This is a genomic window from Streptomyces sp. NPDC020742 (assembly GCF_040641675.1).
Classification (GTDB): Bacteria; Actinomycetota; Actinomycetes; order Streptomycetales; family Streptomycetaceae; genus Streptomyces.
In genome coordinates this window covers 97,551-121,368 of sequence record NZ_JBFAEA010000004.1, presented here as the reverse complement: position 1 = coordinate 121,368, position 23,818 = coordinate 97,551, and the positions used below count along the sequence as shown (strand labels likewise).

Genomic DNA, 23,818 nt, shown 5'->3' with positions numbered 1-23,818 from the left:
CGCGCCCCCCTGTCGTCCCGGTGGCCCGCCGTCCCGCCGCCGCTCAGTGCCGGAACCGGTGCACCCCCGACGGCGTCACCGCCGCATGCACCGGCCGGTCGTGCGGCTCGGCCGGCACCTCGTCCAGCACCTCCGCGTCGTACAGCAGCACCACCAGCGCCGCGGCCGACCCGGCCCGCTCCAGCCGCTCCAGCACCCGGTCGTACGAGCCGCCGCCGCGCCCCAGCCGCAGCCCGTCGCCGTCCACGGCCAGCCCCGGCAGCAGCACCACGTCCGCCTTGGTGATCGCACCCGGCGTCAGCCGCTCGCCGGCCGGCTCCCGCAGCCCCCAGCCCGCGGGGACCAGGTGCTCGGCGCCCTCGTAGACCGCCCAGTCCAGGTCGTTGTCGGGCAGCAGCACCGGCAGTAGCACCCGCACCCCGGCCGCCCGCAGCCGGTCGAGCAGGGGGCTGGTGGCGGGCTCGCCCCCGATGGAGACATAGGCGGCGACCGTCGGCGGGGTGTCCGACCGCCCCGCCCGGCCCTCGGCGGTGCACCCGGCCAGCTCGTCCAGCTCCAGCACCCGACGGGCCAGCGCCTCGCCCGTCGCCTCCACGACATCCGGTGGCAAGGACCTCCTCACCTCCAGGAGATCCCGCCGCAACCTGCGCTTTTTATCGTGCTCAACGTTCACTGTGTGCCCCTGCTGCCACTCTCATGCTGTCTTGACCGGACTCTCATCATGGTTCCGAAAGAGGCGGTTATGGTGTCGCGCATGACCCCATCGCACACACGGATCAGCAAGGCTGTCATCCCCGCAGCCGGCCTGGGCACCCGGTTTCTCCCCGCCACCAAGGCCACTCCCAAGGAGATGCTCCCGGTCGTCGACAAGCCCGCCATCCAGTACGTGGTGGAGGAGGCGGCCGCCGCCGGACTCTCCGACGTCCTGATGGTGACCGGCCGCAACAAGCGCCCCCTCGAGGACCACTTCGACCGCAACTACGAGCTCGAAGAGGCGCTGCACCGCAAGGGCGATGAGTCCCGCCTCGCCAAGGTGCAGGAGTCCAGCGACCTGGCGACCATCCACTACGTGCGCCAGGGCAACCCCAGGGGCCTGGGCCACGCGGTGCTGTGCGCCGCGCCGCACGTCGGCGACCAGCCCTTCGCCGTCCTCCTCGGTGACGACCTGATCGATCCGCGCGACCCCCTCCTCGCGCGGATGGTCGAGGTCCAGGAGCAGCACGGCGGCTCGGTCATCGCGCTCATGGAGGTCGACCCGGCACAGATCCACCTCTACGGCTGCGCGGCCGCCGCACCCACCGGCGACGACGATGTGGTGACCGTCTCCGACCTGGTCGAGAAGCCCGACCCGGCTGAGGCCCCCAGCAACCTCGCGATCATCGGCCGCTACGTCCTCGACCCGGCCGTCTTCGAGGTGCTCCGCAAGACCGCCCCCGGACGCGGCGGCGAGATCCAGCTCACCGACGCCCTCCAGGCGCTGGCCGCCGACCCCTCGCTGGGCGGCCCGGTGCACGGTGTCGTCTTCAAGGGCCGTCGCTATGACACCGGTGACCGCGGCGACTATCTGCGTGCCATTGTCAGACTGGCATGCGAACGTGAGGACCTGGGCCCGGACTTCCGGACCTGGCTGCGCAGTTACGTCACCGAGGAGATGTAGGACGTTGAACCACGCCACCGGCCGGACCAGCCACCAGGACCGCGTCTGGTCGGTGGCCGAGCACCTCGACGACGTGCTGTCCCAGATCCGCCCCCTGGAGCCGATCGAGCTGCCCGTCCTCGACGCCCTGGGCTGCGCCCTGGTGGAGGACCTCGCGGTCCCCGTCGCGCTGCCGCCCTTCGACAACAGCTCCATGGACGGCTACGCGGTCCGCGCCGCCGATGTCGCCGAGGCCACCGAGGCCGCCCCGGCCACCCTCACCGTCATCGGCGACATCGCGGCCGGCAGCGGCGAACTGCCGGAGATCGGCCCCGGCCAGGCCGCCCGGATCATGACCGGTGCGCCCCTGCCGCCCGGCGCGCAGGCCGTGGTCCCCGTCGAGTGGACCGACGGCGGCTCCGGCCTCGGCCCGGCCGCCGCGATGCGCGCCCACAGCGCCGCACCCCAGGACGCCGCCGGCCAGGTCCGTATCCACCGCCCGGCCGCCGCCGGCGCACATGTGCGCACCCGTGGCAGCGACGTCACCGAGGGCGAGCCGGCGCTGGCCGCGGGCACACTGCTGGGCCCCACCCAGATCGGCCTGCTCGCCGCGCTCGGCCTCGGCACGGTCCGGGTCCGCCCCCGCCCCCGGGTCGTGGTGATGTCCACCGGCAGCGAACTCGTCCAGCCCGGCGAGGCGTTGGGCCCCGGCCAGATCCACGACTCCAACAGCTTCCAGCTCGCCGCCGCCGCCCGCGCCGCCGGCGCCGTCGCCTACCGGGTCGGCGCCGTCGCCGACGACGCCGAGACGCTCCGCGCCACGCTGGAGGACCAGTTCGCCCGCGCCGACATCCTCGTCACCAGCGGCGGCGTCAGCGTCGGCGCCTACGACGTCGTCAAGGAGACGCTCGCCGCCGAGGGTCAGGTCGAGTTCCGCACCCTCGCCATGCAGCCCGGCAAGCCGCAGGGCTTCGGCCTCATCGGCCCCGACCGCATCCCGCTGCTGGCGCTGCCCGGCAATCCGGTCAGCTCCTACGTCTCCTTCGAGCTGTTCGTACGCCCCGCCATCCGCGCCCTGATGGGCCTGCCCGACGTCCACCGCCCCCTCGTCCGCGCCCGCTGCGCCGGTGCCGTCAGCTCCTCGCCGCAGGGCAAGCGGCAGTTCCTGCGCGGCTCCTACGACGCCACGACCGGCACCGTCACCCCCGTGGGTGGTGCCGGCTCCCACCTGATCAAGGCCATGGCGCACGCCAACGCACTGATCGTGGTCCCCGAGGACACCACCGAGGTCCCCGACGGCGGCACGGTGGACGTCGTCGTGCTCGCCTGAGGGACGACGGGACAGCTCTTAGCGCTTTCTTCGGATCGTCCCGGCCCGTCGGGTGCCCCGCGCCCGCCGGGGGTACGGTGTCGTCCCACAGGCGGCAGTTTCGACCGGGAGAACGATGAGCAGCGGCCAGCACCACCTCACCCATCTCGACGCGGCGGGCGCGGCGCGGATGGTCGACGTCTCCGCCAAGGACGTCACCGCCCGCACGGCCCGCGCCCGCGGCCGGGTCCTGGTGTCGCCGCAGGTCGTCGCCTTGCTACGGGGGGAGGGCCTGCCCAAGGGCGATGCCCTGGCCACCGCCCGGATCGCCGGCATCATGGGCGCCAAGCGCACCCCCGAGCTGATCCCGCTGTGCCACCCGCTCGCCGTCTCCGGCGTCACGGTGGACCTCTCCGTCACCGACGACGCCGTCGAGATCACGGCCACCGTCAAGACCACCGACCGCACCGGCGTCGAAATGGAGGCGCTGACCGCCGTCTCCGTCGCCGCCCTCACCGTCGTCGACATGGTCAAGGCGGTCGACAAGGCCGCGGTGATCTCCGACGTCCGCGTCGAGGAGAAGACCGGCGGCAAGTCCGGCGACTGGAGCCGGTCATGACCTCCGCCCGCGCCCTGGTGATCACCGCCTCCCAGCGCGCCGCGGCCGGCGTCTACCCCGACAAGGGCGGCCCGCTGCTCGCCGAGGGCCTGGCCGCCATGGGCTTCGAGGTCGACGGCCCCCAGGTCGTCCCCGACGGCGAGCCGGTGGCCGCCGCCCTGCGCGGTGCCGTCGACTCCGCCCGGTACGCCGTCATCCTCACCACCGGCGGTACGGGCCTGTCGCCCACCGACCGCACCCCCGAGGCCACCCGCCGGGTCCTGGACTACGAGGTCCCCGGCATCCCCGAGGCGATCCGCGCCGCCGGCCGCACCAAGGTCCCCACCGCCGCCCTCTCCCGCGGCCTCGCCGGCGTCGCCGGCACGACCCTGATCGTCAACCTCCCCGGCTCCACCGGCGGCGTACGCGACGGTCTGGCCGTCCTCACCGACCTCCTGCCGCACGCCGTCGACCAGATCCGCGGCGAGGACCATCCCAGACCTTCCGGGAGCCCGAGCTGAACGCGCCCTGGCCGGTGGTCCTGACGGACGGTGAGGTCACCCTCCGTCCGATAAGGATGCGCGACCAACGGGAGTGGCGGGAGGTCAACCGCCGCAACCGCGACTGGCTGCGCCCCTGGGAAGCGACCATCCCGCCGCCCCCGCCCGGCCTCGTCCCGCCGCACCGCCCGACCTACCGGCAGATGGTCCGCCATCTGCGCGCCGAGGCGCACGCCGGCCGGATGCTGCCGTTCGTCGTGGAGTACCGGGGCCGGCTCGTCGGACAGCTCACCGTCGCCGGCATCACCTGGGGCTCCATGTGCTCCGGCCACATCGGCTACTGGGTCGACCGGGATGTCGCCGGCCGGGGCGTCATTCCGACCGCGGTGGCGCTCGCCGTCGATCACTGCTTCCGTTCCGTGGGACTGCACCGCATCGAGGTCTGCATTCGCCCCGAGAACACCCCCAGCCGCCGGGTGGTGGAAAAACTCGGTTTCCGTGAGGAAGGCATCCGCCCCCGCTACCTCCACATCGACGGCGCCTGGCGCGACCACGCGGTTTTCGCGCTCACCGCGGAAGAAGTCCCCCAGGGCCTGCTCAGCCGCTGGCACCGCGAGAAACCCGCTGCTCCCGGGGCCGCCCCCGGCGCACCCCACAAATAAAATAAATGTTCGAATAGCCTCCCCAATTCGGCCCGATAGGGGAGGGAGTGGATCTCTACCATCACAAAAAAGTTCGAGATATCAGCCAGATCGTGCGACACACCGGCCCAATTGGCGGATGGCCCCCCGCAAACCCCTCTACCGTGTGAGTCGTGAGAAGTAGCGGCCTCATCTACGCAGTCATCGTCGGGGCCTGGGCTGCCTACTTGGTGCCGATGTGGCTCCGTAGGCAGGACGAGCTCAACGAGGCCCGTCCGACCGAGCGCTTCAGCACCGCCATCCGGCTGCTGTCCGGACGCGCGGCCATGCAGCGCCGTTACGACAAGGCGCGCGGGGACTACCCCACCGACGATGCGGGCGAGGAACCGGGCCCGGACGCCGCGGCCGAAGAGGCCGCCGCCGGGCCCTTCGGCGACCCTGCCCCCGCGGACGAGCCCGAGGCGCTCACTCGGGTGCAGCCCGCCCCGCCGCGCCCCTCGCTCTCCGAGCGGACCAAGCGGGCCAAGGTCCTCGCCCGCCGCCGGCGCACCATCACCATCCTCTTCCTCACCTTCACCACCGGCGCCATCGTCGCGGCCGTCGGCGGTCTGCCCTTCCTCTGGGCCCCCGCGCTCCCCGCCGTCCTCCTGACCGCGTACATCATTTACCTGCGCGCCCAGGAGCGCCGCCGCTTCACCTTCACCATGGACCAGCGCAAGGCGGAGGCAGCGGCCCAGCGGCTGCGCGAGGGCCGGCCCCGCCCCCGACAGGCGGCCGACCAGCCACCCGCCGACGACCACCCGGCCGACGTCCGCCCGGACGTCACCGCCGACGCCGCCCCGGAACCCCCGCGCGCGGCACCCCACTCCCGCCCGGCCCACACCGCCGGTCGCCGCGCCGTCGTCGAGGAGACCGACCACGCCGAGTGGGTCGACCAGCAGCGCGAGCGTGAGCGCCCGCGCCCGGCCACCGGCAGCTGGGACCCGGTCCCGGTCCCCCTGCCCACCTACGTCACCGCCCCGGTCGCCCCGCGCGCCACCAGCCATGTCGACCTGGACGCCGAGGACGCCTGGAGCTCCGCCCGTTCCAGCGCCATCCCCGACCACTCCCCGTCCGACACCGCCGCCCGCCGCCCCCGCGGGCGCACCCCGCTCTTCGACCAGTACGAGGACGAGGACCGCCCGCGTGCTGCGAACGAGTGACCCGCACCGCCGGCCACTGCGTGACGGCCCTCCGCTGACCAGCCCCGGAAGCGATTTCCGAGCACCGCGACCGGGATGCTAGAGTTTCACTCGTCGCAAGGGCCTGTGGCGCAGCTGGTAGCGCACCTCGTTCGCAACGAGGGGGTCAGGGGTTCGAGTCCCCTCAGGTCCACCGCACGTCAAAGCCCCCGCCGGGGATATCCGGTGGGGGCTTTTTCGTGTTGTACCGCAGCGAAGCGCAGCCACTACGAGGGAGCGGCCTGGTTGCCGAGGTGCTTGCCGAGCTTCCGCGGCGCCTTCCGCGTCGATTCTGAGGGCGCGTGTGGGGAGATCCCCGTGTAGGTAGGGGCAGCGTCTCGCGGCTCCCCCCGGGGGAGGGCCTGTGGCTGGTGGCTCTCGCCTTGTGGATGCCCTCGTGTCGGCATCCGGCGCTCAGGTCAACGGCTTTGACGGCCGCCGCTGCGCAGCACACCCCGCCGGCCCGTCACGCAGGGCCGGCGCGGGCTCGGGGACTGGGGCGACGCTCCTGCTTCCGGTCCGTCCCCCCCCCCGCCTCCGGTGAGCGGTTCACAGGGCGGGCAGCCGTACCGCCAGCGTCACGGATGCGGGCGGGGGAGCGGAACGCACCCTGGGGCGTGGCCTTCAGCCATTGGTCTCGTCGTTGTTCTTGAGGAGCATGTCGAGTTTGCACTTGACGTGCTTCGGCTTGTCGCGTTCGAGTCCGCTGTACTCCTCGGAGACCGGGACGGGCCGGGTCTCACCGGCGCCTACGCCGTTCGCGGAAAAGTTCGCCGTGCCGACGTCGTTACCGGCTTCGTCCCTGAACTTCACCATGCCGTTGTAGTCCGCGCGGCTCCGGGAGTTGCCGTTGTGCACGCGCACCTTGGCTTCCAGGGTGCCGAATGCGACGTCGACGTCGCAGCTGGTGAGGGTGGTGTCCGACTCGGGTTCGGTGAGAGTCCCGGACGTTGGCACGCTGCTGGGGACGGCGACCCGGGGCTTCGGGAGGAGGGCGCAGCCGCCGGCGCCGGTCACGGCGACGACCACCAGTCCGCACACGGCTGCGGTATGAACATGGCGACGCTTCACGTTGCTCCCCCGAAGTGACCGGCCATATCGGGCCGAGGTAGGTGCGTACGCCCGGATGGTGTCCCGTGGGTGACCGGCCGCGCGCTCGCAGTGTTGTTGACAGGCGCCCGTCAGGCTAACAAGCGGGGCGTCGATCCCGAATTCCGCTCCGGCGGGCGGTTGTTCGCCGATGGATGCCAGGGGGACAGCGGGCCGGAGTCGGGCGCTGCGGAAGCACGGGCGTGTACGACGGGTCGTCAGTGTGGAACCCCCGACGCCTGTCCTGGAGGGCCACCGCAGCTCGGGAATCCCGTCCGGTCTGGGTGATCGGGCGGGATTCTTGGCGCTTCGGGGGCGGGTGGGGCCCGTTGGGGTGGGGACTGGGGTAACGGGGTGGAGTGGTGGGGCAGTTGGGTGGGTGGGGATGGAGGGCGGTCAGTGGGTGTGGGGGCGGTAGGGGAGGCGGATGCCATGGCGGGCCAGGTAGGCCAGGGGGTTGATGTCGGAGCCGTAGCGGCGGGAGGTGCGGACCTCGAAGTGGAGGTGGGGGCCGGTGGCGCGGCCGGTGGCGCCGCTGTAGCCCAGGCGGGTGTGGGCGCGGACCTTCTGGCCGGGGCGGACGGTGATCCGGGACAGGTGGCCGAAGAGGGTGTAGCGGCCGTCCCGCATGCGGATCGTGACGGCCTTTCCGTAGGCGCCGGAGCGCTGGGCGAGGACGACGGTGCCGACGCCCACGGACCGGACCCGGGTGCCGCTGCGGACCGCGAAGTCGATGCCGGTGTGGTGGCCCGCCTGCCAGGTGCCGCGGACCCCGTAGGGCGCGCTGACGTGGTAGTGGGCCCAGGTGCGCAGCGGGCGGGACCAGGAGTCCGTGGGGGCGGCCAGGGCCGCCGGGGCCGCCGTCGCGGCGATGACCGGACCCAGGACCGCCGGCGCTATGGCGCGCAGCAGGATTCCGCTCAGCGGGGTGCTCGTGTGGAACGTGGTCATAGTGGTGAGCCCACGCCCTGTGGCGGGCGGTCGCATCCCGGGGCGGGGTGGTCGGCCGCCGATCGGGTGGCGGATCGCGGGGCGGGGCGGCCGATCGTGGGGCGGCGGCGGTGCCGGCAGGGCGGCTGGCTGATCGCCGGGCGGCCGTCGTGGGGTGCGGGGGCGCGGGGCGTCAGGTGGTCAGTCGGGCGAGGGTCTCGGCGACCGCGCCGGCGCCGTCCTCGGCGGCCATGCGCCGGGCGGCCGCGGCGGCGTGGTTCCGGCGGGCGGTGGAGCCGGCGGCCTGGCCCAGGGCGTGTGCCAGGCGGGCGGTGCCGCGCTCCCCGGACAGGTCCGCGAAGGGGACCGGGGCGGTGGCGACGCCCAGGGACGCCAGGCGGGCGGCCCAGAAGGGTTGGTCGGCGGTAACCGGGACGGGCACCGTGGGGACGCCCGCGCGCAGGCTCGCGGCGGCGGTGCCGGCGCCGCAGTGGTGGACCACGGCGGCGGTGTGCGGGAAGAGCAGGGCGTGCGGGACCTCGTCGACGGTCAGGAGGTCCTCCGACGGGTCCGCGGCGAGGCCGGCCCAGCCGGACTGCAGGATGCCGCGGAGCCGCGCGCGGCGGAGCGCGTCCACCGCCAGGGCGCTCAGCCGCTCGCCCGCACCGCCCGCCATGCTGCCGAACCCGATGAACACCGGAGGCGGGCCGGCGGCGAGGAAGTCCCGGATATGGGAGGGGAGTTGGGCGTCGGGGGCGTGCCACGGCCACCAGTTGCCGACGACGGTCAGGGCGTCGGGCCAGTCCGTGGGGCGGGGTAGCAGGACCTGGCTGAAGCCGTGCAGCACCGGCCGGCCGGCGGCCTCGGTGCGGCGGCGGACGGCCCGCGCGGTGGCGGGCGGCAGACCGAGCCGGGCGCGCAGGGCACGGGTGGCGTCCGCGTAGAGGCGGTCGACGATGCGCAGGGAGAGCCGGCCGATGGCGCGGTTCGCCCGGGGGCCGAGGGACCGGCCGCCGCTGACGATCGGGGGGAAGTCGCCGGTGGGTGCCTGGGGCACCACGGGCAGCTCCAGGGCGGGGATGCCCAGCGCCTCGGCGAGGTGCCGGCCGAGCGGCGCGGTGGTGGCGGAGAGCAGCAGCAGGTCGGTGTCGGGCTCCTCGGCCACCGCGTCGGCGAGGCCGTCGCCCAGCTCGTTGATGAAGGCGGTGGCCCGGCGCATCAGGGCGCGCCGGCTGGTCGGGGCGCCGTCGCGGGGCGCCGGGTCGCCGGGGCGCGCCGAACGGGGGTCGGCCGGCAGTCGGCGGAAGCCCAGGCCGGCGGCGCGGACCAGGGGTGCGTAGGCGTCGTGGGTGGCCAGGGTGACCTCGTGGCCGGCGGCGCGGAGGCGGGCGCCGAGGCCGGTGTAGGGGGCGACATCGCCGTGCGAGCCGGCGGCGGTGAGCAGGATTCTGGGCATGGCTGAGCCACCTCGGTGGGTCGGGAGGGAGGAGGGCGGGGCGTGGGGCGCGGGGGTCAGGCCCGGTCGGCCGGGGGCGGCGGGGCGGTCGCCGCCTGCCGTACGGCGTTGGCGTGCACGGCCGTGCGCAGGTACGCCGCGAGGCCGGGGCGCTGTTCACCGGGCGGGACGACCAGGGCGAAGGCGCGGGGGTCGGCGGCGAAGTCGTCGGCGATCCGGCCGTGCATATCGGTGGGGCACGGGGTGAACCAGCGGCCGATGTGCTGCCGGTGTTCCTCGGCGAGGTCCATCGCCCGCTCGCCGTCCGCCGGTGCCCCGGTGTCGAAGGCGGTGAGCAGCCGCCCGCGCCAGTCGGTTCCCTCGGCCATGATCTGCGCCCAGTCCTCCTTGGTGTGCGCGGCGGCCCGCGCCATCGAGCGCTGATGGCCCTCGTGGTGCTGCCACTTCAGATGGGCCTGGGTGGCGTAGGTGAGGTCGAAGGTCACCTCGCCGAAGACCTCGAACCGCTCCTCGGGGGTCAGCTCCACTCCGGTCTGCTGGACCTCCATGGCGTGCTCGGCGACCTCGACCAGCCGTTGCAGGGTGGCGATCTGGTCGGTCAGCAGGCGGTGCCGGGCGCGGAGGTGGTCCAGGGCGTTGGCCTGCGGGTCCGCAAGGATGGTGGCGATCTCGTCGAGGGGGAAGCCGAGCTCCCGGTAGAAGAGGATCTGCTGCAGCCGGGCGAGGTCGGCGTCGCTGTAGAGGCGGTAGCCGGCCGGGCTGCGGTCGCTGGGGGAGAGCAGGCCGGCCTTGTCGTAGTGGTGCAGGGTGCGCACCGTGATCCCGGCGAAGCCGGAGACCTGCCCGACCGAATAGCTCATCGCAGCGCCTTTCGTCCCTGTCGTCACGCCGGGGGCAGCCGGCTTCCGGCCGCGCCGGTGCCGTGCCGTCTCCCCCGTCCACGGCACGGCCCGGGCCCCCGTACGACGTTCAGGGTGCGGCCTGACGTTACGTGAGGGTCAAGCGGCCGGCTTCGTGCACTCCCGGTGACAGCGTGTGTCGGTGGATTCCAGTGTCCGGGACGGCCGGGTGTGGCCCTGGAGCCCTGGCCCAGGCGTCAGCCGCAAGGTGGTTGCCGGCTCTTTGTGACCGTGGTCCTCTGGACTCCCTTGCCTACCGACCCCTTGGGAGCCCCCGAACGCATACCATGATCACCGCCGGGCTGGCCTTTGCCGGCGTGGCCATGCTCATCAACATGGCACCCGGCCCCGACTCGCTGCTCGTTGTCCGAACGTCCGTGACCCAGGGCAGGCAAGGCGGACTGGCCGCCGCCCTGGGCATCCTCACCGGCTGCATGGGCTGGGGCATCGCGACCGCCGCCGGCCTGACGGCCCTGCTGACCGCATCCCACCTGGCGTACGACACGCTCCGCTTGGTCGGCGCCGCGTACCTCGTTCTCCTGGGGGCCATGGCACTCTGGCGTTCCAGAAAGCCGGCCGATCCCGAACCGGCCGCGCGGACCACCGCCCCGGCCAGCCGCTGGGTGGCATTTCGCGTCGGCGTGGGAACGAATCTCCTCAATCCCAAGGCGGGCGTGTTCTACCTGAGCCTGATCCCGCAGTTCGTCCCGCCAGACGCAGAGATGTTCAGTGCGACGCTGTTCTTCACCGCCATTGATGTGATCGAGCTGGCTGCTTGGTACTGGCTCCTCTCCCGTGCCGCATCGACGGTCAGCGAGCGCATCCAACGCCCCGCGGTCCGCCGCCGCCTCGAACAGATCACCGGCCTGGCCTTTTTCGGCTTTGCCGCCAACCTCCTCACCGACCGCTCGTAGATCTCCCGCCCCTTCCGCCCCGCAGTAGCGCTGGCCGGCGCCACCGGGCTAAGGAGATCTCCCCGTCGGCGCACGGGCCGTGGACCTCGGCACGGCTGACCCGCGGCAGCGTCATGGATGTGGGCTGCGGATTCGCATCAGGCACGGGAAGCCTCTGCCCGTTGCTGCCGGGGCCATGGTCGGCACGACCGATCCGGAAAGGGGAAGTGGGCCGCGGGAGGGTCCCTCGTCAACACGGTCAAGCGGCTCAGTCCCGTGTGTACCGCTCCTCCAGGACGGAGTTGACCAGCGCCTGGACGTCCTCGCGGGCCAGGCCCTGGTCCTGGGCGCGCGCCATCCAGGAGCGCAGCTCCTCGCGCAGCCGGGCGTCCGCGGCGGAATCGGGGCGGGCGAGGGTGCGGCTGACGAAGGTGCCCAGGCCGGGGCGCGGCTCGACCAGGCCCTCCCGCTCCAGCTCGCGGTAGGCCTTGAGGGTCGTATTGGGGTTGACCTTGGTCGTGGCGGCGACCTGCGCGGCGGTCGGCAGCCGGTCCCCCTCCACGAGGATGCCCAACCGCAGCGCCTGCTGGACCTGTTGGACGATCTGGAGGTAGGTGGCGACACCGCTGCGGCGGTCGATGCGGAACTCGACGACGCTCACCACCTCTCTGCTGCTTCCACCGGCGCGGCCGTGTGGCCCGACCGCTTGATGATCGGGCCGCCCGTGCCGGGTGTCAAAGCGCCGCCCGGGCAGCGGGCCCGGGGGTTCAGAGCGGCCGCCGGTGGGCCCGCCACACGACGAACGCCAGCACCGCGACGGCCAGCGCCAGCAGGATCCCCGCGCCCAGCCACTGCATCCCGGCCATCTGGGAGAGGTCGAAGTACTGGGTCACCCGGTTCACGATGCCGAGCCGGGCCCGGCAGGCGTCGCTGGCGCCGTCGACGCAGGTGCCGAAGCCGTAGAGCCGGCCGTCGGCGGTGGAGACCCAGTCGTCGATCCGTACCGAGCCGGGCGGCAGGGCGGGGCCTTCGCCGTCGTAGGGGTAGCTGGTGCTGCGGGGCGTGCCGAGCCGGGGGATGATCTTCTCCGTCCAGAGCACCGAGCCGACCGCGGTGAAGACGGCGGTGGCCGCCATCGCCGGCACCACCCGCCGGATCACGGTGCCGAGGGCGATGCCACAGGCGGTCAGGAAGAGGGTCATCGCGACCGGGACGGGCCCGGTGCCGTCGAACGCCCCGCTCTGCAGCCAGTCACCGCCGCCGACCAGGTTGCGGGCCGGTGACCACAGCCAGGTGAAGGCCGCCGACAGCAGGACGGCGCACCCCGCGGCGACGGTCAGCGGCAGGCCGAGCGCGGCCGTGATCCACCGGGCGCGGCTCACCGACTGGGTGGTGACCAGCCGGATTGTGCCCTGCTCCTGCTCACCCGCGATGAGCGGGGCGCCCAGGAAGATCCCGGCGAGCACCGGCAGGGACGTCACGAGCTGGAGGTCGCCACTGAACATCGGGCCGAAGAGGCTCTGGAAGTCGGCTTCCGCCCGCCCCCCGGGCTTCGGAGCGGCGCCGTGGGCGTGCAGGAAGTCCACCACACCGATCCGCTGGTACGCGAAGAGCGCGCAGCCCGCGACGGTCACCACCAGGGCGATCCACAGCAGCGTGCGGTGCCGGCGCCAGACCAGCCAGGGCAGTCCGCGCAGCGGGCCGCGGCGGGGTGCGGCGGTGCCGGTCCCGGCGGCGGGCCCGCCGCCCGCACCTGCCGTCACGGAGGGACCGTCCATCGCGGGGGTCCCCTCCGCCGCGGAGGAGCCGTCCTTCGTGGCCGCCCCGGCCGTGACCTCCCCGGTCCCGCCGGCCGCTCCGGTCCCGCCGGCCCCGCCGGCCATTCCGGTCCCGGTCATGCCGCCACCGCCCGGTCCGCGCCCCCGTCGACCCGGGCCTCGGCCGCGATCAGGGCCGGCGCCTGCGGCGAGCGCAGGCAGCCCAGCAGGACCTCCTCCATGCTGGGCACCATGCACTCCCAGCTGTCGGAGAGCGGTCCGCCGGGCCGGACCAGGGCGGTGAACTGCCGTCCGGTGACCCGGGACTCGACCACGGTGTGCTGCCGCAGCAACTCCTCCGGTACCCCGTCGGCCCCCTCCGCCACGCCCGTCACCAGCAGGTGCGCGGGCACCAGCTCCTCGGTCCGGCCGGCCATCCGCACCCGGCCCTCGGCAAGCACGACGAGGTAGTCACACATCTCCTCCATCTCGGAGAGCATGTGGGACGACATCAGCACGGTCGTGCCGTGCTCGGCGGCCTCGGCCAGCAGCAGCCCGGACAGCTCGTGCCGGGCCAGCGGGTCCAGGTCGGACATCGGCTCGTCGAGCAGCAGCAGCTCGGGCCGCTTGCCGAAGGCGAGGGCGAAGGCGATCCGGGTGCGCTGGCCGCCCGAGAGGCTGCCGATCCGGGCGGTCAGCGGCACGTTCCCGGACCGTACGATCCGCTCGGCCAGCTCCTGGTCCCAGCGCGGGTTGAGCTCGCGGCCCAGCCGCAGGGTCTCGGCGACCGTGAAGCGCGGATAGAGCGGCTTGTCCTGTGCGAGGAAGGCGACCCGCTCCAGGACGGCGGGGTCGTTGACCGGCACCCCGAAGAGCCTCAGGGTCCCGGTGGTGGGCTGCACCAGCCGGGTCGCGGTGCTCAGGAACGTGCTCTTGCCGGCGCCGTTGGGGCCGACCAGCGCACAGACGTGGCCGGCGGGGAGCCGGAAGGAGCAGTCCTGCAGCGCCCAGCCACCGCGGTACTTCTTCCCCAGTCCCGCGGCCTCGACGGCCCATGGGCTCGGGTTGCCCATCCGGATCCCCCCTTTAGCTAGTTGATTAGTGGAATGAGTATGGAGAGCGGCCCGGAATCCTGTCAACACGATCGGCGGGCCCGGGCCGGGTCGCGGCCGAGCGGCCCGGGCCGTTCAGCCGGCCGGCTCCGCCAGCAGCTTGGCCATGCACCGGCTGTCCTCGTAGGTCCGGTACAGCCCGAACTTCGTCACATGGACATAGCCGCTGGAGGCGTACAGCTCCAGCGCCTCGGGCTGCTTGATGCCGGTCTCCAGCACCATCCGGGTACGCCCCGCCGCCCGGGCGTCCGTCTCCAGCGCGGCCAGGATCCGCCGCGCCAGGCCCCGGCCCCGGGCCTGCGGCAGCACGAACATCCGCTTGATCTCGGCGTCCCCGGCCGCATAGCCCTCGGCCGCGTCCTCCTGCACCCGCCACCCGCCGGTGGCCAGCGGCCGGCCGTCCTCGTAGGCGATCAGGTACGCCCCGCGCGGCGGGGTGAACATCTCCGGATCCAGCGGCGTCATATCGCCGTCGCCGTAGCGCTGGACGTACTCCTGCTGAACCAGGCCGTCGAGCGCCACCGCATCGGGGTGGTCATAGCGGACGGCGCGGATCTCGACGGAGCGGATTTCGAGAGGGTCCATTCCACGAAGCGTACGGGGCGACGGGGCGGGGGCGGAGGGACGGGAAAGCGATCACGGGGTGGGGCTGGGTATCGTGCCCGGATGCTCACCGTGACCTCTGTGAATGTGAACGGGCTGCGCGCCGCGGCCAAGAAGGGCTTCGTCCCGTGGCTGGCGGAGACCGAGGCCGATGTGCTGTGTCTGCAGGAGGTACGGGCCGAGACCGCTCAGCTCCCGGAGGAGGTGCGCGAGCCCGCCGGCTGGCACACCGTGCACGCGCCGGCCGCCGCCAAGGGTCGGGCCGGGGTCTCGCTCTACACCCGCCGGGCGCCGGACCGCGTACGGGTGGGGTTCGGCTCGCCGGAGTTCGACGACAGCGGCCGCTACGTCGAGGCCGACCTGCCCGGGGTGACCGTCGCCAGTCTCTACCTGCCCTCCGGCGAGGTCGGCACCGAGCGCCAGGGGGAGAAGGAGCGCTTTATGGCGGAGTTCCTCCCCTACCTCGTCGACCTGCGCAAGCGCGCGGCGGCGGACGGCCGTGAGGTCGTGGTGTGCGGCGACTGGAACATCGCCCACCGGGAGGCCGACCTGAAGAACTGGAAGGCCAACCAGAAGAAGTCCGGCTTCCTCCCCGAGGAGCGGGCCTGGCTCACCGACGTCCTCGACGAGGACCGCGGCGGCTATGTGGACGTGGTCCGCGGGCTGCACCCGGACACCGAGGGCCCGTACTCGTGGTGGTCCTACCGTGGCCGCGCCTTCGACAACGACGCGGGCTGGCGCATCGATTACCACATGGCCACCCCGGGCCTGGCCCGGCGGGCGGTGAAGGCGTATGTGGAGCGCGCGGCGGCGTACGACCAGCGGTGGAGCGACCATGCGCCGGTGACGGTGGTGTACGAGCGGTAGGGCGGGCTGCCCTGGGGCTGTGTGAGGGCGTTGCGCCTTGGGACTGTGTGGGGGCGTTGCGCCCTGGGGTCGGGGCAGGCTCCGGGCGTCCGGCCGGGGGCTCGCTCTGCGGGCCCGTCTGATCGGTGGTGGGTCTCGTTCCCGGGGCCGGTCTGACCGGTGGGTGGGTCTCGTTCCCGGGGCCGGTCTGATCCGGGGCGTGTGCCGTGGCGGAGAAACCGCAGCCCCGAGGGGGCGCCCTCCCGGGGGAGTGGACGAGGGCGCCCCGGTTCGGGGGACGGCCCGCCGGGGGTGGTGGCGGGCCGTCACCGGCCGTTAGGGGAAGGCCGGTTGTGCCGTGGTGGGCTCAGGGGCGGTTCAGGGGCGGTAGAACTTCACGTAGCCGCCGTTGTCCGGGCGGTCGAACCAGCCGCGGAAGGCCCAGTTGATGTAGCCGCCGTCGCCCTGGTTGGTGAACTCGCCGTCCTCGAAGACCCAGATGCCGTAGATGACGCCGTCGTAGGTGGCCGAGCCGTAGGCCTTCACGCCGTTGAGGTGGTCCTCGTAGCCCTGGCTGAGGTTGTGCACCATGACGTTGTACTGGCCGCCGGCGGCGTAGAACGCCGACTCGCGCAGGTTCTTGACGAAGCCCTCGCGGTTCTGGGCGGTCTTGATCGACGCCTCGATCTTGTTGGCGATGCCGAGCACGTCGATGTTGAAGTTCACGTTGGCGTTGGCGCCGACGCTGACCGGGGACTCGCCCGCCGCCGCGGCGGCAGCGGCCGGAGCGGCCATCGCGGTCGACGGGAAGGCGGCGCCGGCCGCGGTGAGCGCGGCGCACAGGGCCGCCGTCGCCACGCTCTTCTTCAGGATGCCCGTACGGGACATGGTTCTCCTCGATGAGTGGGGGTGTCTCGCCTCCGCAAGCACGGAGCGCCGGCCGGGGCGGCGGGAAGAACCGCGGCTCCGGCACGGACTCAAGGCTCGGCGGTGCCGCTCATGATCGGCTCATATCGCGCTCATGCGGCCTGTTTTCCGCATCGGAGGGCATCCCGCCGACATCCGGTAGCACCCGGACGCACCGGTAATGTCCACATAGTGAGAGCGGGGGAGGGGCTCGCAACCCGGTTCCGGCGTCCATGGTCTTTACTTGCGCAAGGGCGTTCAGGGCGCGCCCGGTTCGGCAGTACGCACCAGAGGGCACGATGGTTCAGTTGCGGCTCCTAGGGCCGGTGGAGATCGAGACGGACCAGGGCCTGTCACTGGCTCTGGGGGCGGGCCGCATCCGTACCGTGGCCGCGGTGCTGATCAGTGAGGTCAACCGGGCGGTGGGGGTGAACCGGCTGATCGACCTGGCGTGGGACGGGGATCCGCCGGCCCGCGCGCGGGGCGTGGTCCACAACCATGTGCACCGGCTGCGGCGGCTGTTGGCGGGACACGCCGAACTCGCCACGCGGGGGCAGGGGTACGTCCTGCGCGCCGATCCGGAGGCGGTGGACGTCCACCGGTTCCGGAGCCTGGTCGCCGGCGCCCGGGGTGCCGAGCCGTGGACGGCGGTCGTGATGCTGCGTCAGGCCCTGGGGCTGTGGCGGGGCGAGGTGCTGGCGGACGTGCCCGGTGAGCGGGTGCGCCGGACGCTGGGCGTCGGCCTGTCCCAGGCGCGGCTGGCCGCGCTGCAGGAACTGGGCGGCACGCTGTTGCGGCTCGGCCGGCACGGGGAGTTGGTCACGGAGCTGACCGGGTGGATCGCCGAGCACCCGCTGCACGAGGAGCTGACCGCGCTGCTGATGCGGGCCCTGCAGGCCGGCGGCCGGCAGGCCGAGGCCCTCGACCACTACCACCGGGCCCGCCGGCACCTGAAGGACCAGCTGGGCATCGACCCCGGACCGGCGCTCCGCGAGGCCCACTTGGCGGTTCTCGGCGGGGGCCGCACCCCGGCGCCGCCCACCGCCCGCCCGCCGGCCACCCCGACGTACGCGGCGCCGTCCGGCTCGTCGTACCCCGCACCTTCGGCCCCGTCGCATTCCGCACCTCCGGCCCCGCCGTACCCCGCGCCCTCCGCCCCGGCACCGTCGTACGCGGTCCCCTCCGCCCCGTCGTACCCCGCGCCCCCGGCCCCGTCGTACGCGGTGCCGCCCGCGCCGCCGTATGTCGCGCCCTACGTCTGCGACCACCGGCCGGGTCCCCCGCCGCGGATCGCCCAACTGCCGCCCGCCATCGCGGACTTCTGCGGACGGGAAGGTGAACTGGCGGTGCTGGACCAGCATCTGGAGCGGGTGCCGCGGCCGGACTGTGTGGTGCTGGCCGGCGGCGGCGGGACCGGTAAGACCACGCTCGCGGTGCAGTGGGCGCACCGCCGCAAGGAGGAGTTCCCCGACGGCCAGCTCTTCGCCGACCTGCGGGGTTTCGAGCGTCCCCCGATGCGGCCCGGCACCGTCCTGGCGGCGTTCCTGCGCACCCTGGGCGTCCCGGAGGCGGAGATCCCCGACTCCGTGACGGAGGGGGCCGCGCTCTACCGTTCGCTGCTCGCCGGCCGCCGGATGCTCGTCCTGCTGGACAACGTCGGCACCGCCGAGCAGGCCCGCCCGCTGCTGCCCGCCACACCCGGCTGCCTGGCGGTGGTGACCAGCCGGCGGCGGTTGAGCGGGCTGGTGGTCCGCAACGGCGCCGCCCTGGTCAGGGTGGGGCCGCTCACCTCAGCGGAGGCGCTCCAACTGCTGGGCAATGCGCTGGGACGGCAGCGCATCGCGGCGGACGAGGCGGCGGCCGGGGCGCTCGTCGAGTGGTGCGACCGGCTTCCGCTGGCGCTGCGGATCGCCGCGGCCCGGCTGATGGCGCACCCCGAGTGGTCGCTGGAGTGCTGGGCGAAGAAGCTGGCCGATGAGCGCCGTCGGTTGCAGGAGCTGTCCGCCCACGACGCCGATCTCGCCGTGGAGGCCTGTCTCTACCTCAGCTACCGCGCCCTGTCGAGCGGCGCGGCCCGGCTCTTCCGCGCCCTCGGGCTGCACCCCGGCCCCTGTGTGCAGGCCCAGGACGCGGCGGCGCTGGCCGGCCGGGACATCGAGCACACCCGCCGCCACCTCGCCGAACTCTGCGACGCCCACCTGTTGGAGGAGCAGGTCCAAGGCCACTATGTGCGGTCGGAGTTGGTACGCATCTACGCCGCGCAGCGGGTCGTGGCGGAGGAGCCCCGGGCCGCCCAGGACGCGGCCGTACGGCGGCTGCTGGAGCACTTCGCCCGGCACCGGCCGTCGCCCTGCTGAGCCGCGGACCGGGCGGGGCGGGCGGGCTGGCTAGGGGGACCGGACGGGCCGGGGCGGGCGTCAGGCCGGCTGGTCGCCGGGCCCCTGCTCGGGCTCGGGCGCCCCGGCCTCCTGCTCGGGCTGAGGCATGCCGGCCTCCTGCTCCTGCCGTGGTGCCCCGGTCTCCTGTTCCCGGAGCCAGGTTTCCAGCTCCGCCCGTACCCGGCGGTCCATTGCCATGGAGAGCTCCGCCTCCACCACGCCCTTGGTGAGCGGGCGGAGCTTCTCGATGGTTCCGGCCAGGCGCTCGACGTCGTCCGGGGTGGGGCAGCCGCCCTCGCCGCGTTCCAGGAGGTCGGCAAAGAGGTGGCTGCGGACGAGGGTGGTGAAGATGTCGGCGAGGGCGTCGGCGTGCGCACGTACCTTGCGGCCCGCCTCCAGGACGGTGGCCAGCGGGATGCCCCGGTCGACGAGGTCGGTGGAGGCGTCCAGGAGCCGCCGGCTGATGTGGACGAACTCCTCGCCGTCGACGGCGAGATAGCCGATGTCCAGGGACGTGCTGAGGTTCTCGGCGGTGATGTCCCGGCTGAAGTGGTCGGCGAGCTGCTCCGGGGTGAGGCGGACCGGGGTCTCCTCGGACCAGGGCGGCAGCAGGGGCGTCGGCAGGCCGAGCAGTTCGCCCACGTCGCGGCCCGCCTCGAAGGCGGCGAGGAGGTCGGCGATGCCGCCGAGGGTGTGGCCGCGCTCCAGGAGGGCGCCGATGGTGCGCAGCCGGGCGAGGTGGTGCTCGTTGTACCAGGCGATCCGGCCCTCCCGGCGCGGCGGCGGGATGAGCTTGCGCTCGCGGTAGAAGCGCAGCGTACGGACCGTGATGCCGGCCTCCCCGGCCAGGTCGGCCATGCGGAATTCGCGCGCGGGCCGGCCGTGCTGCGGGGCCGGGGCGGGCGCGTCCTCGGGGGTCTCGTTGGCTGCCACGGGGCCAGCCTATGCCGGGGGGTGGGGCGGCGGGATGCCGTGCGACCGGCGGTAACTTCCTGCCGCCGGACCCCTACCGCTCGGTACGTGGCTGCCCTACTCTCCCAGTGGGCCCAACCATGCCAGTGATTACTGGCGCGGTTGGCCGATCCATGGCTGCCAGGGCCGTGGACCGTGGTGCAGGGCGTCGGACTCGGGAGGCGGCGGATGGCCGGGCGCGAGCGTAGGCATGTGCGGGTGGCGGTGATCGGATCGGGCTTCGGTGGGCTGGGGGCGGCCGTACGGCTGCGCCGCGAGGGCATCACCGACTTCGTGGTCCTGGAGCGGGCCGGTGCGGTCGGCGGCACCTGGCGGGACAACAGTTATCCCGGGTGCGCCTGCGATGTGCCGTCGCACCTGTACTCCTTCTCCTTCGCGCCCAACCCCCAGTGGCCGCGGAACTTCTCCGGGCAGCGGCACATCCGCGCGTACCTGGAGGGGGTCACCGACACCTTCGGGCTCCGCCCCCATCTGCGCCTGAACGCGGAGGTGCGCAGCCTGCGGTGGAACACCACCGGGCTGTACTGGGAGATCGAGACCGCGGACGGGCCGCTCACCGCGGACGTGGTGGTGTCGGCGACCGGCCCGCTGTCCGACCCCAAGCTGCCGGACGTGCCCGGGCTCGACACCTTCCCTGGCAAGGTCTTCCACTCCGCGCGCTGGGACCACGACTTCGACCTGCGCGGCCGGCGGGTGGCCATGATCGGCACCGGTGCCTCGGCGATCCAGATCGTGCCCGCCATCGCGCCGGAGGTCGAGCGGCTGACCCTCTTCCAGCGCACCCCGCCCTGGGTGCTGCCGCGCGCCGACCGCCGGATCACCGCGGCCGAGCAGTGGCTGCACACCAAAGTGCCGGCGACCCGGGCCGCCCGCCGCGGGCTGCTCTGGGGCATCCGGGAGATGCAGGTCAGCGCCTTCACCAAGCGGCCCGAGCGGCTGGGGATGCTCGAGATGCTGGCGAAGAACCACCTGCGGAAGGCGATCAAGGACCCCGGGCTGCGGGCCGCGCTCACCCCGGACTACCGCATCGGCTGCAAGCGGATCCTGCTCTCCAACACCTACTACCCGGCGCTGGCCCGGCCGCATGTGGACCTGGTGCCGGCCGGGCTGAAGGAGGTGCGCGGCAGCACGCTGGTGGCGGCCGACGGGAGCGAGACGGAGGCCGATGCGATCGTCTTCGGCACCGGGTTCCACGTGACCGACCTGCCGATCGCCCAGCGGGTCACCGGGGCCAACGGCACGACGCTGGCCGAGGAGTGGAAGGACGGGATGGCCGCGCTGCGCGGCTCCACCGCGGCCGGATTCCCCAACTTCCTCACCGTCATCGGCCCCAACACCGGGCTGGGGAACAGCTCGATGATCCTGATGATCGAGGCGCAGCTGAACTACCTCGCGGACTACATGCGGCAACTGGACCTGCTCGGGGGCGGGTTCGCGCTGAGCGCCCGGCAGTCCGCGGTCGACGAGTGGACGCGGAAGATCCAACGGCGGATGGAGCGGACGGTGTGGAACACCGGCGGGTGCGACAGCTGGTATCTGGACGCGAATGGGCGGAACACCACCGCCTGGCCGGGCACGACCGCGGAGTTCCAGCGGGTGACCCGGCGGGTCGACCTCGCGGAGTACGAGGTGCTGCGGCCGGCGGACCGGCGCTCCGCGGGCGCCGGGACGGAGGTGGCCGTATGAGCCGCCGGCCCGGACACCTCACCAGCGGTCGCTACGCCCCGCCGGTGCCGCGCGCGAGCCGGGAGCTCACCTCGGCCGACGGAGCCCGTCTGTACGCCGAGCTCCACGGCCCCGAGGGCGCCCCGGCCGTGGTGCTGGCGCACGGCTGGACCTGCTCGACCGCCTTTTGGGCCCCGGTCGTCCGCGACCTGGCCGTAGACCACACGGTCGTGGTCTACGACCAGCGCGGCCACGGCCGCAGTCCGGCCCCCGGACCGGCCGGCTACAGCACCACGGCGCTCGCCGACGACCTGGTCGCCGTCCTGGAGGGCACCCTGGCGCCGGGCGAACGGGCCGTGCTGGGCGGCCACTCCATGGGCGGCATGACGATCATGGCCGCTGCCGAGCGGCCACAGCTGCGCGCCCGGGCCGCCGCCGTCCTGCTGTGCAGCACCGGAGGCGCCGAACTCCCCGAGGAATCACGGGTGTTCCCCTTCCGCAGCCCGGCCGCCCGGCGCGCCGCCCACCGCCTGCTGCTGGGCTCCCGCGCTCCCCTCGGCCCGGTCTCACCGCTCACCCGGCGCGCCCTGAAGTACGCCACGATGGGCGCCGGCGCCACCCCGGAGCAGGTCGAGGCCTGCGCCCGCATCGTGCACTCCTGCCCGCCCGGCGTACGGGCCCGCTGGGGCGCGGTGCTGTCCGGGCTCGAACTCACCGGCGGGCTGGCCCGGCTGGAGGTGCCCACCGCGGTCGTCGTGGGCACCGCGGACCGGCTGACGCCGCCGGTGCACGCCCGCCGGATGGCCTCCGTGCTCCCCGACTTCCGCGGGCTGACCGAGCTGCCCGGACTCGGCCATATGACACCGGTCGAGGACCCGGACGCGGTCGCCGGCCGGTTGCGCGCCCTGGTCGCCGACCACCTGTGTCCGGCCGACGCCGATGCCGACGGTGGGCCGGCCGCCCCGGCGGACGTTCCCGCACAGTCCGACGCCCCCGCCCCGGCGGGCACCCGGCAGAAGAAGGACCGGCAGAAGAAGGAGCGGACGGCATGAGCGGGCACCGGACCCTTCAGGGGCAGGTCGTCGTGGTGACCGGCGCCGCGCGCGGCATCGGGGCGCTGCTGGCCCGCAAGCTGTCGGCGCGCGGTGCGGTACTGGCCCTGGTCGGACTGGAGGCCGAGGAGTTGGCGAAGGTGGCCGCCTCCCTGCACGGCCCGGCCCACCACTGGTACGCCGACGTCACCGACCACGAGGCGCTGGCCCGGGTCGCGGCCGAGGTCAAGGAGCGGTTCGGCAAGGTGGATGTGGTGGTCGCCAACGCCGGGGTGGCCAGCGGCGGCCCGTTCGTCGACTCCGACCCGGTCGCCTGGAAGCGGGTCATCGAGGTCAACCTGATGGGCGGCGCGGTCACCGGCCGGGCCTTCCTGCCCGTCCTGATGGAGTCCCGCGGCTACTTCCTGCAGATCGCCTCGCTCGCCGCGATCACCCCGGCGCCGATGATGACGGCGTACTGCGCCTCCAAGGCGGGCGTCGAGGCCTTCGCCCACAGCCTGCGCGCCGAGGTCGGTCACCGGGGCGTGCGGGTTGGCGTGGGCTACCTCAGCTGGACCGACACCGACATGGTGCGCGGGGCCGACCGCGACGAGGTGATGCGCGAACTGCGCGCCCGGCTGCCCTGGCCGTCGAACAAGACCTATCCGCCGGGCCCCGCCGTCGACCGGATCGCGGCCGGCATCGAGCGCCGCTCCGCCCATGTCTACGGGCAGTGGTGGCTGCGCGGGATGCAACCGCTGCGCGGGTACCTCCCCTCGCTCATCGGCACGGTGGGCCGGCGCCAGGTGCGGCGGTTCGGCGACCGGTTGGAGGGGACGCGGATCGGGCTGGTCGGCGCGGGCGGGGAGGCGGACGAGAAGGCGCGGGCGGACCGCTGACGCCACCCCGCACCTCACGTACCGTAGCCATTCGTGATCGAAATGCGACGAATGTCCGATCGTGTCACGCTGGTCGAGGCCCAACCCCCTACACCCCGCTAGGAGTGACCAGCATGGGCATCAAGGACCAGTTCCAGGACAAGGCCAACGAGCTCAGGGACCAGGCGCAGCAGGCCGCCGGCCGTGGCCGCGGCGAGGCTCACGAGCGCGCTTCGCAGCGCCGCGAGTCCGGCCGCGAGCAGGGCCGTGAGCCGGGCCGCGAGCCGGGTCGTGAGCGTGGCCAGCAGGACCGTGAGCGTGGTCAGCAGGGCCGTCGTCCCGCGCCGGACCCGATGGACGAACTGCGCGACGAGCGGGACCGCTTCCGGAGCTGATCCGGCAGTCCTGAACGGCACGTGGGGCGACGTACGCGCCCAGCGTGAAGGGGCGCACCCGGTCGACCGGGTGCGCCCCACCGCTGTCCCCGCTGTGCCCCAAC

24 protein-coding genes and 1 tRNA gene are annotated in these 23,818 nt (G+C 73.6%); 14 read left to right on the top strand and 11 right to left on the bottom strand.

What is annotated here, in order from left to right; all coding sequences use genetic code 11:
- Positions 1-43: 43 nt before the first annotated feature.
- On the bottom strand, positions 44-610 hold the full coding sequence (locus AB0G84_RS09970) for a 5-formyltetrahydrofolate cyclo-ligase (RefSeq protein ID WP_361318064.1): 567 nt from the start codon (positions 608-610) through the stop codon (positions 44-46).
- 144 nt (positions 611-754) lie between these two features.
- Here AB0G84_RS09970 and galU point away from each other — a divergent pair, with 144 nt between their 5' ends.
- The 7 genes from galU to AB0G84_RS09935 all read left to right on the top strand — a co-directional run bounded on the left by galU (position 755) and on the right by AB0G84_RS09935 (position 6,058).
- Entirely contained in the window at positions 755-1,657 is a 903-nt protein-coding gene (gene galU / locus AB0G84_RS09965) for a UTP--glucose-1-phosphate uridylyltransferase GalU (protein WP_361318062.1), read from the top strand.
- Between the two features lie 4 nt (positions 1,658-1,661).
- Positions 1,662-2,966, top strand: coding sequence for a gephyrin-like molybdotransferase Glp (glp, locus tag AB0G84_RS09960; protein WP_361318060.1), 1,305 nt, complete (start codon positions 1,662-1,664; stop codon positions 2,964-2,966).
- Positions 2,967-3,081: 115 nt separating this feature from the next.
- Positions 3,082-3,564 carry a cyclic pyranopterin monophosphate synthase MoaC gene (gene moaC / locus AB0G84_RS09955; RefSeq protein WP_361318058.1) on the top strand — a complete coding sequence of 161 codons (483 nt, stop codon included), beginning with the start codon at positions 3,082-3,084 and terminating at the stop codon, positions 3,562-3,564.
- A complete protein-coding gene (locus AB0G84_RS09950) occupies positions 3,561-4,064 on the top strand; it encodes a MogA/MoaB family molybdenum cofactor biosynthesis protein (protein ID WP_361318056.1) in 504 nt (167 codons plus the stop codon). The genes moaC and AB0G84_RS09950 overlap by 4 nt, the downstream gene beginning before the upstream one ends.
- A gap of 14 nt (positions 4,065-4,078) precedes the next feature.
- On the top strand, positions 4,079-4,705 hold the full coding sequence (locus AB0G84_RS09945; protein ID WP_361318054.1) for a GNAT family protein: 627 nt from the start codon (positions 4,079-4,081) through the stop codon (positions 4,703-4,705).
- Between the two features lie 152 nt (positions 4,706-4,857).
- The gene (locus AB0G84_RS09940) at positions 4,858-5,886 is read left to right on the top strand and encodes a hypothetical protein (protein WP_361318052.1); all 1,029 of its coding nucleotides are present in this window, start codon (positions 4,858-4,860) and stop codon (positions 5,884-5,886) included.
- 99 nt (positions 5,887-5,985) lie between these two features.
- Positions 5,986-6,058 (top strand) — tRNA-Ala (locus AB0G84_RS09935).
- Positions 6,059-6,528: 470 nt separating this feature from the next.
- On the opposite strand, the gene AB0G84_RS09930 is transcribed toward AB0G84_RS09935, so the two are convergent.
- From AB0G84_RS09930 to AB0G84_RS09915, 4 genes are all read right to left on the bottom strand, one after another.
- Positions 6,529-6,945: a hypothetical protein gene (locus AB0G84_RS09930; RefSeq protein WP_361318050.1), complete on the bottom strand. Its 417-nt coding sequence runs from the start codon at positions 6,943-6,945 to the stop codon at positions 6,529-6,531.
- A 444-nt stretch (positions 6,946-7,389) separates the two neighbouring features.
- Positions 7,390-7,944, bottom strand: a complete 555-nt coding sequence (locus AB0G84_RS09925; protein WP_361318048.1) for a M23 family metallopeptidase — start codon at positions 7,942-7,944, stop codon at positions 7,390-7,392.
- Positions 7,945-8,116: 172 nt separating this feature from the next.
- A complete protein-coding gene (locus AB0G84_RS09920; RefSeq protein ID WP_361318046.1) occupies positions 8,117-9,379 on the bottom strand; it encodes a glycosyltransferase in 1,263 nt (420 codons plus the stop codon).
- A gap of 56 nt (positions 9,380-9,435) precedes the next feature.
- A complete protein-coding gene (locus AB0G84_RS09915; RefSeq protein WP_361318044.1) occupies positions 9,436-10,239 on the bottom strand; it encodes a MerR family transcriptional regulator in 804 nt (267 codons plus the stop codon).
- Between the two features lie 326 nt (positions 10,240-10,565).
- Between AB0G84_RS09915 and AB0G84_RS09910 the strand changes: the two genes are divergently transcribed.
- Entirely contained in the window at positions 10,566-11,192 is a 627-nt protein-coding gene (locus AB0G84_RS09910; protein WP_361318042.1) for a LysE family translocator, read from the top strand.
- A 247-nt stretch (positions 11,193-11,439) separates the two neighbouring features.
- Here the strand turns inward: AB0G84_RS09910 and AB0G84_RS09905 are convergent, their stop codons facing one another.
- The 4 genes from AB0G84_RS09905 to AB0G84_RS09890 form a co-directional block, all read right to left on the bottom strand.
- Positions 11,440-11,835, bottom strand: a complete 396-nt coding sequence (locus tag AB0G84_RS09905) for a GntR family transcriptional regulator (RefSeq protein ID WP_361318040.1) — start codon at positions 11,833-11,835, stop codon at positions 11,440-11,442.
- A gap of 103 nt (positions 11,836-11,938) precedes the next feature.
- Positions 11,939-13,069 (bottom strand): ABC transporter permease, encoded by a 1,131-nt coding sequence (locus tag AB0G84_RS09900; RefSeq protein ID WP_361318038.1) that lies wholly within the window; start codon positions 13,067-13,069, stop codon positions 11,939-11,941.
- On the bottom strand, positions 13,066-14,001 hold the full coding sequence (locus AB0G84_RS09895; protein WP_361318036.1) for an ABC transporter ATP-binding protein: 936 nt from the start codon (positions 13,999-14,001) through the stop codon (positions 13,066-13,068). The genes AB0G84_RS09900 and AB0G84_RS09895 overlap by 4 nt, the downstream gene beginning before the upstream one ends.
- 114 nt (positions 14,002-14,115) lie before the next feature.
- Complete coding sequence (locus AB0G84_RS09890) at positions 14,116-14,625, bottom strand: GNAT family N-acetyltransferase (protein ID WP_361318034.1); 510 nt, start codon at positions 14,623-14,625, stop codon at positions 14,116-14,118.
- 81 nt (positions 14,626-14,706) lie between these two features.
- Here AB0G84_RS09890 and AB0G84_RS09885 point away from each other — a divergent pair, with 81 nt between their 5' ends.
- The gene (locus AB0G84_RS09885; RefSeq protein ID WP_361318032.1) at positions 14,707-15,510 is read left to right on the top strand and encodes an exodeoxyribonuclease III; all 804 of its coding nucleotides are present in this window, start codon (positions 14,707-14,709) and stop codon (positions 15,508-15,510) included.
- Positions 15,511-15,867: 357 nt separating this feature from the next.
- Here AB0G84_RS09885 and AB0G84_RS09880 read toward each other — a convergent pair whose 3' ends face one another.
- Positions 15,868-16,377, bottom strand: coding sequence for a stress protein (locus AB0G84_RS09880; RefSeq protein WP_361318030.1), 510 nt, complete (start codon positions 16,375-16,377; stop codon positions 15,868-15,870).
- Between the two features lie 344 nt (positions 16,378-16,721).
- Between AB0G84_RS09880 and AB0G84_RS09875 the strand changes: the two genes are divergently transcribed.
- A complete protein-coding gene (locus AB0G84_RS09875; protein WP_361318028.1) occupies positions 16,722-18,752 on the top strand; it encodes an AfsR/SARP family transcriptional regulator in 2,031 nt (676 codons plus the stop codon).
- Between the two features lie 60 nt (positions 18,753-18,812).
- Here the strand turns inward: AB0G84_RS09875 and AB0G84_RS09870 are convergent, their stop codons facing one another.
- Positions 18,813-19,706: a MerR family transcriptional regulator gene (locus AB0G84_RS09870; protein WP_361318026.1), complete on the bottom strand. Its 894-nt coding sequence runs from the start codon at positions 19,704-19,706 to the stop codon at positions 18,813-18,815.
- A 207-nt stretch (positions 19,707-19,913) separates the two neighbouring features.
- Here AB0G84_RS09870 and AB0G84_RS09865 point away from each other — a divergent pair, with 207 nt between their 5' ends.
- The 4 genes from AB0G84_RS09865 to AB0G84_RS09850 all read left to right on the top strand — a co-directional run bounded on the left by AB0G84_RS09865 (position 19,914) and on the right by AB0G84_RS09850 (position 23,714).
- The gene (locus AB0G84_RS09865) at positions 19,914-21,431 is read left to right on the top strand and encodes an NAD(P)/FAD-dependent oxidoreductase (RefSeq protein ID WP_361318024.1); all 1,518 of its coding nucleotides are present in this window, start codon (positions 19,914-19,916) and stop codon (positions 21,429-21,431) included.
- The gene (locus tag AB0G84_RS09860) at positions 21,428-22,462 is read left to right on the top strand and encodes an alpha/beta hydrolase (protein WP_361318022.1); all 1,035 of its coding nucleotides are present in this window, start codon (positions 21,428-21,430) and stop codon (positions 22,460-22,462) included. The genes AB0G84_RS09865 and AB0G84_RS09860 overlap by 4 nt, the downstream gene beginning before the upstream one ends.
- Positions 22,459-23,340, top strand: a complete 882-nt coding sequence (locus tag AB0G84_RS09855) for an SDR family oxidoreductase (protein ID WP_361318020.1) — start codon at positions 22,459-22,461, stop codon at positions 23,338-23,340. Before AB0G84_RS09860 ends, AB0G84_RS09855 begins: the two co-directional genes overlap by 4 nt.
- A 113-nt stretch (positions 23,341-23,453) precedes the next feature.
- Complete coding sequence (locus tag AB0G84_RS09850) at positions 23,454-23,714, top strand: hypothetical protein (RefSeq protein WP_361318018.1); 261 nt, start codon at positions 23,454-23,456, stop codon at positions 23,712-23,714.
- The last annotated feature ends 104 nt before the right edge of the window (positions 23,715-23,818 follow it).

Bases quoted from the DNA above. Each gene is read 5' to 3' on its own strand.
- AB0G84_RS09950 (WP_361318056.1), top strand. From the start codon at position 3,561: ATGACCTCCGCCCGCGCCCTGGTGATCACCGCCTCCCAGCGCGCCGCG.
- AB0G84_RS09880 (WP_361318030.1), bottom strand. From the start codon at position 16,377: ATGTCCCGTACGGGCATCCTGAAGAAGAGCGTGGCGACGGCGGCCCTG.
- AB0G84_RS09925 (WP_361318048.1), bottom strand. From the start codon at position 7,944: ATGACCACGTTCCACACGAGCACCCCGCTGAGCGGAATCCTGCTGCGC.
- AB0G84_RS09900 (WP_361318038.1), bottom strand. From the start codon at position 13,069: ATGACCGGGACCGGAATGGCCGGCGGGGCCGGCGGGACCGGAGCGGCC.
- moaC (WP_361318058.1), top strand. From the start codon at position 3,082: ATGAGCAGCGGCCAGCACCACCTCACCCATCTCGACGCGGCGGGCGCG.
- AB0G84_RS09890 (WP_361318034.1), bottom strand. From the start codon at position 14,625: ATGGACCCTCTCGAAATCCGCTCCGTCGAGATCCGCGCCGTCCGCTAT.
- AB0G84_RS09910 (WP_361318042.1), top strand. From the start codon at position 10,566: ATGATCACCGCCGGGCTGGCCTTTGCCGGCGTGGCCATGCTCATCAAC.
- AB0G84_RS09860 (WP_361318022.1), top strand. From the start codon at position 21,428: ATGAGCCGCCGGCCCGGACACCTCACCAGCGGTCGCTACGCCCCGCCG.
- AB0G84_RS09885 (WP_361318032.1), top strand. From the start codon at position 14,707: ATGCTCACCGTGACCTCTGTGAATGTGAACGGGCTGCGCGCCGCGGCC.
- AB0G84_RS09850 (WP_361318018.1), top strand. From the start codon at position 23,454: ATGGGCATCAAGGACCAGTTCCAGGACAAGGCCAACGAGCTCAGGGAC.
- AB0G84_RS09920 (WP_361318046.1), bottom strand. From the start codon at position 9,379: ATGCCCAGAATCCTGCTCACCGCCGCCGGCTCGCACGGCGATGTCGCC.
- AB0G84_RS09865 (WP_361318024.1), top strand. From the start codon at position 19,914: ATGGCCGGGCGCGAGCGTAGGCATGTGCGGGTGGCGGTGATCGGATCG.
- AB0G84_RS09895 (WP_361318036.1), bottom strand. From the start codon at position 14,001: ATGGGCAACCCGAGCCCATGGGCCGTCGAGGCCGCGGGACTGGGGAAG.
- galU (WP_361318062.1), top strand. From the start codon at position 755: ATGACCCCATCGCACACACGGATCAGCAAGGCTGTCATCCCCGCAGCC.
- AB0G84_RS09915 (WP_361318044.1), bottom strand. From the start codon at position 10,239: ATGAGCTATTCGGTCGGGCAGGTCTCCGGCTTCGCCGGGATCACGGTG.
- AB0G84_RS09855 (WP_361318020.1), top strand. From the start codon at position 22,459: ATGAGCGGGCACCGGACCCTTCAGGGGCAGGTCGTCGTGGTGACCGGC.